This is a genomic window from Streptomyces sp. NPDC086147 (assembly GCF_040702165.1).
Classification (GTDB): domain Bacteria; phylum Actinomycetota; class Actinomycetes; order Streptomycetales; family Streptomycetaceae; genus Streptomyces.
Genome location: NZ_JBFBJO010000042.1, coordinates 1 through 12,672 on the forward strand (window position 1 = coordinate 1; position 12,672 = coordinate 12,672).

General features: G+C 75.0%; 9 protein-coding genes and 1 pseudogene. 4 read left to right on the forward strand and 6 right to left on the reverse strand.

Annotated elements, in window-relative coordinates; translation table 11 throughout:
• Positions 1 to 55: 55 nt before the first annotated feature.
• The 5 genes from AB0398_RS33825 to AB0398_RS33845 all read right to left on the reverse strand — a co-directional run bounded on the left by AB0398_RS33825 (position 56) and on the right by AB0398_RS33845 (position 7,389).
• Positions 56 to 1,255 (reverse strand): glycine C-acetyltransferase, encoded by a 1,200-nt coding sequence (locus AB0398_RS33825; protein ID WP_366379506.1) that lies wholly within the window; start codon positions 1,253 to 1,255, stop codon positions 56 to 58.
• 3 nt (positions 1,256 to 1,258) lie between these two features.
• Complete coding sequence (gene tdh / locus AB0398_RS33830) at positions 1,259 to 2,293, reverse strand: L-threonine 3-dehydrogenase (RefSeq protein ID WP_366379507.1); 1,035 nt, start codon at positions 2,291 to 2,293, stop codon at positions 1,259 to 1,261.
• Positions 2,294 to 2,519: 226 nt separating this feature from the next.
• Positions 2,520 to 4,103, reverse strand: coding sequence for an NAD(P)/FAD-dependent oxidoreductase (locus tag AB0398_RS33835; RefSeq protein WP_366379508.1), 1,584 nt, complete (start codon positions 4,101 to 4,103; stop codon positions 2,520 to 2,522).
• Positions 4,104 to 4,204: 101 nt separating this feature from the next.
• A complete protein-coding gene (locus tag AB0398_RS33840; RefSeq protein ID WP_366379509.1) occupies positions 4,205 to 6,493 on the reverse strand; it encodes a serine/threonine-protein kinase in 2,289 nt (762 codons plus the stop codon).
• Positions 6,475 to 7,389, reverse strand: coding sequence for an oxygenase MpaB family protein (locus AB0398_RS33845; RefSeq protein ID WP_366379510.1), 915 nt, complete (start codon positions 7,387 to 7,389; stop codon positions 6,475 to 6,477). The genes AB0398_RS33840 and AB0398_RS33845 overlap by 19 nt, the downstream gene beginning before the upstream one ends.
• 435 nt (positions 7,390 to 7,824) lie before the next feature.
• Between AB0398_RS33845 and AB0398_RS33850 the strand changes: the two genes are divergently transcribed.
• Complete coding sequence (locus AB0398_RS33850; RefSeq protein ID WP_366379511.1) at positions 7,825 to 10,236, forward strand: phosphoketolase family protein; 2,412 nt, start codon at positions 7,825 to 7,827, stop codon at positions 10,234 to 10,236.
• A 28-nt stretch (positions 10,237 to 10,264) separates the two neighbouring features.
• Here the strand turns inward: AB0398_RS33850 and AB0398_RS33855 are convergent, their stop codons facing one another.
• Entirely contained in the window at positions 10,265 to 10,603 is a 339-nt protein-coding gene (locus tag AB0398_RS33855; protein ID WP_366379514.1) for a glycosyl hydrolase family 65 protein, read from the reverse strand.
• Here AB0398_RS33855 and AB0398_RS33860 point away from each other — a divergent pair.
• The 3 genes and pseudogenes from AB0398_RS33860 to AB0398_RS33870 all read left to right on the forward strand — a co-directional run.
• Positions 10,511 to 10,768 (forward strand): annotated as a pseudogene (locus tag AB0398_RS33860) (rhodanese-like domain-containing protein); the annotation flags it as partial. The gene AB0398_RS33855 and the pseudogene AB0398_RS33860 overlap by 93 nt on opposite strands.
• A 209-nt stretch (positions 10,769 to 10,977) precedes the next feature.
• Positions 10,978 to 11,721 carry a sulfite exporter TauE/SafE family protein gene (locus AB0398_RS33865; protein WP_366379512.1) on the forward strand — a complete coding sequence of 248 codons (744 nt, stop codon included), beginning with the start codon at positions 10,978 to 10,980 and terminating at the stop codon, positions 11,719 to 11,721.
• A gap of 200 nt (positions 11,722 to 11,921) precedes the next feature.
• Entirely contained in the window at positions 11,922 to 12,497 is a 576-nt protein-coding gene (locus AB0398_RS33870; protein ID WP_366379513.1) for a rhodanese-like domain-containing protein, read from the forward strand.
• The last annotated feature ends 175 nt before the right edge of the window (positions 12,498 to 12,672 follow it).

Consider the following 12,672-nt stretch of genomic DNA (forward strand, 5'->3'; position numbering starts at 1 on the left):
CGCGGGCGGGGGTCCGCCCGGACCCCCGCCCGCGGACCGGGGTCCGGGTCCGGCGTCAGCCGGCCAGGGCGGCGCGGGCCGCCACGAACGCGTCCACGGCCCGGTTCACGTCCTCCGTGGAGTGGGCGGCCGAGAGCTGGACGCGGATGCGGGCCTGGCCCTGCGGCACGACCGGGTACGAGAAGCCGATCACGTACACGCCGCGCTCCAGGAGGAGCTCGGCCATGCGTCCGGCCTCGGAGGCGTCCCCGATCATGACGGGGGCGATGGCGTGGTCGCCGGGGAGGACGTCGAAGCCCTCCTCGGTCATGCGGGAGCGGAAGAGCGCCGTGTTGTCCTTCAGGCGCTCGCGCAGGTCGCCGGCGGACTCCAGGAGGTCGAGGACCTTGAGGGAGGCGGCGGCGATGACCGGGGCGAGGGTGTTGGAGAAGAGGTACGGGCGGGAGCGCTGGCGCAGCAGGGCGACGATCTCGGCGCGGGCCGCGACGTAGCCGCCGGAGGCGCCGCCGAGGGCCTTGCCCAGGGTGCCGGTGATGATGTCGACGCGGTCCATGACGCCGTGCAGCTCGGGGGTGCCGCGCCCGCCGGGGCCGACGAAGCCGACGGCGTGCGAGTCGTCGACCATGACCATGGCGTCGTAGCGCTCGGCCAGGTCGCAGATCTCGTCGAGCGGGGCGACGTAGCCGTCCATCGAGAAGACGCCGTCGGTGACGATCAGCTTGCGCCGGGCGCCGCCCTCGACGGCCTCCTTGAGCTGGCGCTCCAGGTCGGCCATGTCGCGGTTGGCGTAGCGGAAGCGGCGGGCCTTGGAGAGCCGGATGCCGTCGATGATCGAGGCGTGGTTGAGGGCGTCGGAGATGACGGCGTCCTCGGCGCCCAGGATCGTCTCGAAGACGCCGCCGTTGGCGTCGAAGCAGGAGGAGTAGAGGATCGTGTCCTCCTGGCCGAGGAAGGAGGACAGGCGCGCCTCCAGCTCCTTGTGCACCTCCTGCGTGCCGCAGATGAAGCGGACGGAGGCCATGCCGTAGCCCCAGCGGTCGAGCGCCTCGTGGGCGGCGGCGACCACCTCGGGGTGGTCGGCGAGACCCAGGTAGTTGTTGGCGCAGAAGTTGAGCACCTCGCCGGGGCGTCCGCCGGCGGTCACCTCGACGGTGGCCGACTGGGGGGTGCCGATGACGCGCTCGGGCTTGTGGAGTCCGGCCTGCTCGATCTCTTCGAGGGTGGCTCGGATGTCGTCGCGAACGGAATCGAACATGGGTCAGGCTCCCGTAGTCCAGTCGAGGATGATCTTGCCGCTCTTGCCGGAGGCCGCGTCGTCGAAGGCGGCCTCGAAGTCGGTGTACGCGTAGCGCCCGGTGATCACGGGGGCGAGGTCGAGGCCGCCCTCCAGGAGCACCGACATCGCGTACCAGGTCTCGAACATCTCGCGGCCGTAGATGCCCTTGACCGTGATCATGGAGGTCACGATCTTGGCCCAGTCGACGGCGAAGTCCTCGCTGGGCAGGCCCAGCATGGCGATCTTGCCGCCGTGGGTCATGTTGGCGACCATGTCGCGCATCGCGTGCGGGTTGCCGGACATCTCCAGGCCGACGTCGAAGCCCTCCTTGAGCCCGAGGGTGCGCTGGCCGTCCGCGATGGTCTCCTGGGCGACGTTCAGGGCGAGGGTGACGCCCGTCTTGCGGGCGAGTTCGAGGCGCTCCTCGCCGACGTCGGTGATGACGACGTTGCGGGCGCCGGCGTGCCGGGCGACGGCGGCGGCCATGATGCCGATCGGGCCGGCGCCGGTGACCAGGACGTCCTCGCCGACGAGCGGGAAGGAGAGCGCGGTGTGCACGGCGTTGCCGAAGGGGTCGAAGATCGCGGCGACGTCGAGGTCGACGGGGACGCGGTGCACCCACACGTTGGAGGCGGGCAGCACCACGTACTCGGCGAAGGCGCCGTCGCGGCCGACGCCGAGGCCGATGGTGGCGCGGCAGAGGTGGCGGCGGCCGGCCAGGCAGTTGCGGCACTTGCCGCAGACGAGGTGGCCCTCGCCGCTGACCAGGTCCCCGACGGCGATGTCGGCGACGTCACGGCCGGTGTGGACGACCTCGCCGACGAACTCGTGGCCGAGCGTCAGCGGGGTGCCGATCGTCTTCTGCGCCCAGCCGTCCCAGGAGCGGATGTGCAGGTCGGTGCCGCAGATGCCGGTCCGCTTGACCTTGATGAGGACGTCTCCGGGGCCGGTCTCCGGCTCGGGCACGTCCGTGAGCCAGAGTCCCGGTTCCGCCTTCAGCTTGACCAGTGCCTTCAATGCAACGGCTCCCGACGTGCGTGTCCTGTGATGTGGGGGTGAGGGCAGGGCTGTGCGCCCAAGATCCCTGCAAGAGAATCTTCCGTACGCGCGGCTCCGGGTCCATCGAGGATTTCTTAAGCGCGCTCGCAGATCAGCTTCACACCCCGGGCGGGGACGGCCCGGCGTCAACACGCGGGAGCGGGGCTCACCCCGGAGGCTCACCTCGGAGCGGGTCCCGAGGGCGTCACCGTCCCAGGACGCTCATCGCCGCGTTGTGGCCGGGGATGCCGCTCACTCCCCCGCCCCGGACCGCGCCCGCGCCGCACAGGAGCACGTTGGCGTGGCGGGTCCCGACGCCCCAGCGGCCGCCGTCCTCCCCGTGGACCGGTTCGTCCGCGTACGGGAAGGAGAGGTCGCGGTGGAAGATGTGGCCGCCGGGCAGCCGCAGGTCGCGTTCGAGGTCGAGCGGGGTCTTCGCCTCGACGCAGGGCCGGCCGTCGGCGTCGGTGGCGAGGCAGTCGGCGATCGGCTCGTCCAGGTGGGCGTCGAGCTGGGCGAGGGTCGCGGCGAGGAGTGCGGCGCGGGCGCCGTCGTTGTCGGCGGCGAACAGCCGGGCGGGGGTGTGCAGTCCGAAGAGGGTGAGGGTCTGGTACCCCCGGTCGGCGAGTTCCGGGCCGAGGATCGTCGGGTCGGTGAGGGAGTGGCAGTAGATCTCGGAGGGCGGGGCGGTGGGGAGGCGGCCGGCGGCGGCCTCGGCGTGGGCGGCGGCGAGCTGCCCGTACCCCTCGGCGATGTGGAAGGTGCCGGCGAAGGCCTCGCGGGGGTCGACGGAGCGGTCCCGGAGCTTCGGCAGCCGGGTGAGCAGCATGTTGACCTTGAGCTGGGCGCCCTCGGGGGCGGGCGGGGGCGGGTCGCCGAGCAGGGCGGTGAGGTCGCGCGGGGAGGCGTTGACGAGGACGTGGCCCGCCTCGACGGTCCCCTGGCCGTCGGCGGTGCGGTACGTGACCTCGGCGCGGTGTCCGTCGGTCTCGATCCGGGTGACCTCGTGGCCGGTGCGGAGGTGGGCCCCGGCGGCGCGGGCCGCGTCTGCGAGGGCGTCGGTGAGGGCGCCCATGCCGCCCACGGGCACGTCCCAGTCGCCGGTGCCGCCGCCGACGACGTGGTAGAGGAAGCAGCGGTTCTGGAGGAGGGTGGGGTCGTGGGCGTCGGCGAAGGTGCCGATGAGGGCGTCGGTGAGGACGACGCCCCGGACCAGGTCGTCGGCGAAGTGCTTCTCCACGGCGACGCCGAGGGGTTCCTCGAAGAGCATCCGCCAGGTGTCGGCGTCGTCGACGCGGGCGCGCAGGTCGGCGCGGGTCGGGAGCGGTTCGGTGAGGGTGGGGAAGATCCGGCGGGCGGCCCGGCCGGTGCGGGTGTAGAACGCCTGCCAGGCCTCGTACTCGCGGTCGGAGCCGGTCAGCGCGGCGAAGGAGGCGCGGGTGCGCTCGGGGCCGCCGCCGACGAGGAGGCCGCCGTCGCCCTTGGGGGTGTACGAGGAGACGGACCGCTTCCGCACCGCGAACGTCAGCCCCAGCTCCCGGACGATCTTCTCCGGGAGGAGCGAGACGAGGTACGAGTACCGGGAGAGGCGGGCGTCCACCCCGGCGAACGGGCGGGTGGAGACGGCCGCCCCGCCCGTGGAGCCGAGCCGTTCCAGGACGAGGACAGTGCGCCCGGCACGGGCCAGGTAGGCGGCGGCGACGAGCCCGTTGTGCCCGCCCCCGACGACGACGGCGTCGTACGAGGCGGCGGGCGCGGGGGCGTCGGAGAGCTGGTCGGAGGCGGTCATGGCTCATGCTCACACGCGGGCGGGGGCCGGGAAAGGGGGCGGGGCCGGGGCCCTCTGTGGCGGCGGTCGGACGGGGCCCGTCGTCCTCCGTGGCGGGGCCGTCAGGCGGGGGCCGCTCCCCGTGGCGGCGTGGCCGCTCCGAGGAGCAGGGCGGCGGCCTCGGTGGGGCGGCCGAGGCGCTCCAGGCACTGGGCCTCGTCCTCCAGGGCGGCGACGGTGTCGGGGTGCGCGGGGCCCAGGAGCCGGGTGCGGGCGGCGGCGACGGCCCGGTGGGTCTTCCGGGCCTCCTCCCAGCGGCCGAGCCGGCCGAGGGCGACGGCGGACTCGCGGCGGGTGAGGAGGGTATCGGGGTGGTCGGCGCCCAGGACGCGCTCCCGGGCGGCGTGGACCTCCCGGGACTCCGCGAGCGCGTCCTCCCAGCGCCCGAGCCGGCCGAGGTTGACGGCGAGGGCGTGGCGGGCGCGCAGGGTCTCGGGCCCGTCGGCGCCCTGGGCGCGGGTGCGGGCGGCGACGAGGTCGCGGCAGACGTCCAGGGCGTCCGCGGCCTGGCCGAGCCTCCCGAGGAAGACGCCGGTCTCGTAGCGGGCGGCGAGGGTTTCGGGGTGGTCGGCGCCGAGGGCCGCGGCGCGCGTCTCGGCGACCGCGCGGTACTGGGCGAGCGCCTCCTCCCCGCGTCCCAGGCGCCCCAGGACGTGGGCGACCTCGTGGCGGGTCGCCAGGGTGTCGGGGTGGGCGGGGCCGAGCAGCCGGGCCCGTGCCTCCGCGACCTCGTGCGCCGTGCGGTACGACTCCTCCAGGCGCCCCAGGCGGCCGAGGGTGAACGCCAGGTTGTGGCGGCAGCGCAGGGTGTCGGGGTGGTCGGGGCCGACGGTGCGCTCGCGGGCGGCGAGCACCTCGACGTAGAGCTCGTACGCCTCGGGGTGCCGTCCGAGGCGCCCGAGCGCGTACGCCCGCTCCTGCCGCGCCGCGAGCGTGTCGGGGTGGTCGGGGCCGAGGACGCGGGCGCGGGCCCGGGCGACCCGGTCGAAGGCGTGCAGGGCGTCGGCGGGGCGGTCGAGCCGGGCGAGGGCGAAGCCGACCTCGTAGTGGCTGGCGAGGGTGTCGGGGTGGTCGGGTCCGAGGACCCGTGAGCGGTCCTCGGCGACGGACCGGTGCACCGCCTCGGCCTCGTCCCAGCGACCGAGCCTGCCGAGGCCCATCCCGGCCCGGTACCGGCCGGCGAGCACCGCGACCAGCTCGGCGGGGGGCGCGGCCGGGGCGGGAGTGGCGGGTGCGGCGGTGGCGGGTGCGGCGGTGGTCCACTCGGTGGTGAGGACCGCCGCGGCCGGGTCGTGGGCGGCCGGGCGCGGGCCGTCGGCGGCGGTGACGGCGGCCGGGCGGGGCCCGCCGGCCATGCCGCGGGCCCACGCGGGCGCGGACGCGACGGGACCGGGCGCGACGGGTCCGTGGGCGCCGGGGCCGGGGTCCACCGGCACGGGACGGGTCGGCGGCAGGGGCGGCGGCGCGGGCACGCCGGGCGGCGGCGCGAACGGGGACGGGCCCGCGCGGCCCGAGACGATCCGGCGGCGCAGGTCGCCCGCGTCGGCCGGGCGCTCCTCGGGGACCTTGGCGAGCAGGTCGACGACGAGGCGGTCGAAGTAGTCGGGCAGCTCGGCCCGGTGGGAGCGCGGCGGGCGCGGCACCGTGTCCCGGTGGCCGATGAGGATCGCCCAGGAGTCGCCGAGGTCGAAGGGCGGGACGCCGGTGGCCAGTTCGTACAGGACGCATCCCAGCGAGTAGAGGTCGCTGCGGTGGTCGATCTCGCCGCCGCCGATCTGCTCCGGGGACATGTAGTGCGGCGTCCCCATGGCGATGCCGGTCCCGGTGAGCTTGGAGGTGAAGCCCATGTCGGCGCCGAGGCGCGCTATCCCGAAGTCGCAGATCTTCACCGTGCCGTCCCCCAGCCGCATGATGTTCGCGGGCTTCAGGTCGCGGTGCACGATGCCCTGGCGGTGCGTGTAGGCGAGGGCGTCGGCGACCTGGTCGGTGATCTCGACGAGGTCCTGGACGGGCAGCGGGTTCTGGGCGTTGGCCACGAGGAGCTGGCTGAGGTTGCGGCCCTCCAGGAGCTCCATGACGAGGAAGAGCACGCCCTCGTACTCGCCGAAGTCGTGCACGACGGTGATGCCCCGGTGCTGGAGCGCGGCGGCCACCCGGGCCTCGCGCCGGAAGCGCTCGCGCACGATGTCGCGGGAGTGGGGGTCCTGTTGCGGGCCGAGGGGTTTGAGGCACTTCACGGCGACGCGGCGGCCGAGCGCCTCGTCGGTGGCGCGCCACACCTCGCCCATGCCCCCGCGTCCGATGACCTCGTGCAGCCGGTACCGGCCCTGGATCAGTCTGGAGTCCCCCATCGTGTGCCGCCGCCCCCGTCGATTCCGTGCGCCCTTTCCGGTGTGTCCAGTATGGCCGCCGGTTCGGACGACGGATACGGGGCGGGGTACGCGCAGGGGTCGGGCCGCGTCTCCGGGCCGAGTCGCTCCACGGCGCGCAGGACGTGCCGGGGCGGCAGCCTCCAGCGCAGGCCGGAGGGGACGCAGCGCAGGAGGTTGGCCGTGGCGACGAGCCGGCGGGTGACGGTCTCCGGCGGCGGGGCGGGCCGCCCGTAGAGGGCGTGGGCGTACGGGGGCAGGGTGTCGTACGCGAGTGCCGTGACGCGCCGCCAGATCACCTCGCGCGCCGGGACCAGGACGGGTTTGACGGGCGGGCGGCGCAGGAAGTCCTCGACGGTCCGGGCGTCGGGTCCGGCGGTGAGCCGGGGGCGCGCCTCCTCGAAGTAGGCGGCGAGTCCGGCGGTGGACGCGGGGACGGTGTCCGGGTCGAGGCCGACGAGCCGGGCCGAGGCGCGGTGTTCGTCGACGTAGCGGTCGGCCCCGGCGTCGGTGAGCGGGATTCCGGAGCGGCGGGCGACGGAGAGGTACGAGTCGGTCTCGGCGCAGTGGACCCAGAGCAGCAGCTCGGGGTCGTCCACGCCGAGCCGCCGGTGGATGCGGCGGACGCGGGCGCCGGCCTCCTCCGCGGCCCCGGTGGTTCCGTAGCTGAGGGTCCCGACGAAGTTCGCGGTCCGCATCAGACGGCCCCAGGGGTCCTGCCGGAAACTGCTGTTGATCATGACGCCGCGGACGGCGACGGGGTGCAGCGCCTGGAGCCAGAGGGCCCGGATCCCGGCGATCCACATCACGGGGTCGCTGTGCAGCTGCCAGGTCACGGAGCGGGGCCCGAAGAGCCCGGGGTCGGCGTCCTGCCTCATGGCGTTCAGGCTACGCCGGGAAGGGCGCGGGAGCGCCTGCCGGTACGGCGCTTCTTGACGGGCGCCTCCTTGCCGACGGGCCTCCGCCCCCGCGCCGGCCGGCGGCGTCCGGGCCGTGGCCGGCCCCGTCCCTGGCCCATCCGGCCCCTCTTGCGGGCACGCCCTCCTGTGTCACGCCGTCTTCGGGCGGATCGCGCACCACGATGGGGTGCGGCCCGAGGATCGCGGCCGGGCCGGGGCGTGTCCGGTGCGGGGCGTGTCCGGTGCGGCGGCGCGGGGCAGACGCCCCCGGAGTGCACCGGGCCGACCGGGCGGGCGACCGCGTCCGTGCACACGACGCGCACGACGCACACCCCGCACGGCTCACGCGGCCCGCACGACCCACGCAACTCGCACGACCTGTACGACCTGTACGACTCACACGACGGAGGAGACATGCGCAGGAACAAGCGCTCGGACGGCGCGTCCCCGACCGACGAGGAGCTCGACGCGCTCGACGCCCACTGGAGGGCGGCCAACTACCTCGCCGTCGGCCAGATCTACCTGATGGACAACCCGCTGCTGCGCAAGCCCCTGGAACCGGAGCACATCAAGCCCCGGCTGCTCGGGCACTGGGGCACGTCCCCGGGGCTCAACCTCGTGCACACCCACCTCAACCGGGTGATCCGGAACCGCGGCGTCGACGCCCTGTGCGTCTGGGGCCCCGGCCACGGCGGCCCGGCCGTCCTCGCGAACTCCTGGCTGGAGGGCAGCTACAGCGAGGTCTACCCGGACGTGAGCCGGGACGAGGAGGGCATGGCGCGGCTGTTCCGGCAGTTCTCCTTCCCCGGCGGGGTGCCGAGCCACGTGGCGCCCGAGACCCCCGGCTCGATCCACGAGGGCGGCGAGCTGGGCTACTCCCTGTCGCACGCGTACGGCGCCGCCCTCGACAACCCGGACCTCCTGGTGGCCTGCGTCATCGGCGACGGCGAGGCGGAGACGGGTCCGCTCGCCGCGTCCTGGCACGCGAACAAGTTCCTCGACCCGGTCCACGACGGGGCCGTCCTGCCGGTCCTGCACCTCAACGGCTACAAGATCGCGAACCCCACCGTGCTCGCCCGGCTCCCCGAGGCGGAGCTCGACGAGCTGCTGCGGGGCTACGGCCACGAGCCCCTGCACGTGACCGGCGACGACCCGCGCCGGGTGCACCGCGCGATGGCGGCCGCGATGGACACGGCGCTCGACCGCATCCGGGACATCCAGCGCGAGGCGCGCGAGGGCGGGTCCGCCGAGCGGCCGAGGTGGCCGGTGATCGTGCTGCGCACACCGAAGGGCTGGACCGGCCCGGAGGAGGTGGACGGACTGCCCGTCGAGGGCACCTGGCGCTCCCACCAGGTGCCCCTGCCGGGCGTGCGGGAGAACGCGGAACACCGCGCGCAGCTGGAGGCGTGGCTGCGCTCGTACCGTCCCGAGGAGCTGTTCGGCGACGACGGCACGCCGTCCGCGCGGGTGCTCGCCTGCGTGCCGGACGGCGAGCGCCGTCTCGGCGCCACCCCGCACGCCAACGGCGGCCTGCTGCGGCGGGACCTGCCCGTGCCGCCCCTGGAGCGCTTCGCCGTGGCGGTGGAGGAGCCGGGCGCCACGCGGCACGAGCCGACCGGTGTCCTCGGGGACCTCCTGGAGGCCGTCATGGCCGCCACGGCCGACCGGCGGGACTTCCGGCTCGTCGGTCCCGACGAGACCGCGTCGAACCGCCTCCAGGCAGTGTACGGGGCCAGCGGCAAGGCCTGGCAGGAACCGCTCCTGAAGACCGACGAGCACCTCGACCGGCACGGGCGCGTGATGGAGGTCCTCTCCGAGCACCTCTGCCAGGGCTGGCTGGAGGGGTACCTGCTCACCGGCCGGCACGGGCTGTTCTCCTGCTACGAGGCGTTCGTCCACATCGTCGACTCCATGGTCAACCAGCACATCAAGTGGCTGCGGACCTCGCGCGCCCTGCCGTGGCGGGCGCCGATCGCCTCGCTCAACTACCTGCTGACGTCGCACGTGTGGCGGCAGGACCACAACGGCTTCTCGCACCAGGACCCGGGCTTCGTGGACCACGTGCTCAACAAGAGCCCCGAGGTCGTCCGGGTCTACCTGCCGCCGGACGCCAACACCCTGCTGTCCGTCGCGGACCACGCGCTGCGCAGCCGCGACTACGTCAACGTGATCGTCGCCGGCAAGCAGCCCTGCTTCGACTGGCTGTCCCTGGACGAGGCCCGCGCCCACTGCGCCCGGGGGGCCGGGGTGTGGGAGTGGGCGGGCACCGAGGACGGCACGCGCGAGCCGGACGTGGTCCTCGCCTGCGCGGGTGACGTGCCGACCCAGGAGGTGCTGGCGGCGGCGAGCCTGCTGCGGCGCCATCTGCCCGACCTGGCGGTCCGGGTGGTGAACGTGGTCGACATGACGCGGCTCATGCCCCACGAGGAACACCCGCACGGCATGACCGACGGGGAGTACGACGCGCTGTTCACCACCGACCGGCCGGTGATCTTCGGATACCACGGCTATCCATGGCTGGTGCACCGGCTGGCCTACCGCCGCGCCGGGCACGCGAACCTGCACGTGCGGGGCTACAAGGAGATGGGCACCACCACGACCCCCTTCGACATGGTCGTGCGCAACGACCTCGACCGCTACCGCCTGGTGATGGACGTGATCGACCGCGTGCCCGGTCTGGGCGTACGGGCCGTGGGGGTGCGGCAGGCCATGGCGGACGCCCGCACCCGCCACCACTCCTGGATCCGGGAGCACGGCACCGACATGCCCGAGGTCGCCGACTGGAGCTGGACCGGGGACGACGACCGGAACGAGAGCGCCCCGTGACGGACCGTCCCGGTGGGGCGGCGGGGGCTCACAGCCGGAGCCAGCGCTCCTCCCCCGCCGCGATCCGGTAGCGGCGGCCGCCCGGGAGGACGACGGTGAGCGGGCTCCGGGACGAGGACGGCACGCGGACGGCCAGCCGCCCGGGGAGCACGCGCACGTGTACTCCCCGGTGGCCGTGGAAGCAGATCGTGAAGGCGAACCGGGGGATCTGCGCGAGGGCCACCGGTTCCACGCGGAGTCCTTCCGGGCCGGGCTCGCCGGGCAGGACACCGCCGGGACCGTCGTCCTGGACGTGCGCCGCGCCTCCGAACGCGCGGCCGGCCGGATCGAGGGCTCCGTCCACATTCCGATCCACGAACTGCACCACCGCATCGGCGAGGTGCCCGAAGGGACGGTCTGGGTGCACTGCGCCGGCGGCATGCGCGCCGCCATCGGCGCCTCCCTGCTCGACGCGGCCGGCCGCGAGGTGGTCGCCGTGGACGACGGCTTCGACGCCACCACCGAGGCCGGACTGACCGTCGTCACCGACTGACCGTCACGGCCTTTCGGGCCGGGCGGCACGTCCGTCCGCACCCGGGGCTCCGTGCCGGTACGTACCCGGGGCACTGCGCCCGTCCGTACCTGGGGCTCGATGCCAGTACGTGCCCGGGACTCCACGCCCGCCCGCGCCCGGGTCCCGCCCCCCGGCGCCCCCTCGGCACCAGAGAAAGTCACGCACATGATGTTCCCCGGCACGACCGCGTGAGCGCGCTGGTCCTCGCCCTGGCCGCCGGAGCGGTTATCGGCCTGGCGCTCGGCGCCCTCGGCGGAGGGGGAGGCGTCCTGGCCGCCCCCGCCCTGATCCACCTGCTCGGCTTCGCCCCGGCCGCCGCCGCCACGGCCGGCCTGATCATCGTCACGGTCACCACGGTGGCCGCCCTCCCCGCCCACGCCCGCGACGGCCACGTCGCCTGGAGGACGGGCGTGCTGTTCGCGGCGGCCGGCGTCGTCCCGGCCTTCCTGGCCGGGGTCGCCTCGGCCCGCCTCCCCGGATCCGTGCTCGGCGTCACGTTCGCGGCCGTCACCGCGGTGGCGGCGCTGCGGATGCTGCGCCCCTCGGACGCCCGTCCGGTGACCACCGGCCGGGCCGCCAGGGCGGCCGGCGCGGGGGCGGGGCTCGGCGCGGTGACCGGGCTCCTCGGTGTGGGCGGCGGATTCCTCGCCGTCCCCGCGCTCGTGGGCGTCCTCGGCCTGCGGATGCGGCAGGCGGTCGGCACCAGCCTGCTGGTCGTCACCGTCAACTCCCTCGCCGCGCTCGCCGCACGCGCGGGCAGCGGCGGGGACCTGCGCTGGGAGCTGATCGGCCCCTTCGCCGCCGCGGCCGTCCTCGGCGCGTGGGACGGCAGGCGGCTCGCCACCAGGGTCACCGGAGACGCGCTGCGGAAGGCGTTCGCGTGCGTGCTCCTGGCGGTGGCGGCCTTCATGCTCGCCAACGCGATCCGCTGAAGGCTCGCACTCGCCCGCGTCCGGGCGGGACCCACGTCCGACGAGGCCCGCGCCCGGCGAGATCCGGACCGGGCGGGGGCAGGGCCCGACCGCCACATCCGGCCACCGCAACACGTTCCGGCAACACTCCCGCAATACCCCCAGGGGTAAAATTCTCCCGCCCCGTGCGGGCCCGTCGACAGACAAGGACCACATCCACCATGACCACGCCCACCGCCCTCGGCACGGACGAGACGCGCACCCGCCTGCACGAGCTGACCGTGATCGACGTGCGCGCCCCGGGCGAGTTCGCGGGCGGCCACCTGCCCGGCGCGCTCAACATCCCCCTGGACCGGCTCGAAAGCGCCCTGCCCGAGATCCGCGCCGCCGCCGAGCGCGGGGAGGTCCTGGTGGTCTGCGCCTCCGGCGCGCGCTCGGAGAACGCCTGCCGGACCCTCGCCGAGCAGGGCGTCGCCGCCGCCACCCTCGCCGGCGGCACCGGTGCCTGGGCCGCCGACGGCCACGACCTGCACCGCCCCGAGGGCGGCCCGCGCGCCTCCTGGGCCATGGAGCGGCAGGTCCGGCTGACCGCCGGCTCCGTCGTCCTCCTCGGACTGCTCCTCGGCCTGCTCGTCCACCCGGCCTTCCAGCTGCTCTCCGCGGGCATCGCCGCCGGTCTCGTCTTCTCGGCCGTCACCCATACCTGCGGCATGGCCGTCGTGCTCGGCAAGCTGCCCCACAACCGCCCCCGCCCCGCCGACCTCGAAACGACCCTCGCCGCGCTGCGCGGCCGCTGACGCCACGGGGCAGGGGGCGGGCCCGGCCCTCGCACGCGCCTCCCCGTGCGCGCCGCCGGCCGGCCGCGCATGCTCGAAGCATGTCCCAGGTGACGACCACCGACCTGTACCAGGTCACGATGGCCCTCTCGTACCTGCGGGAGGACATGCGGGGCCGGGCCACCTTCAGCCTCTT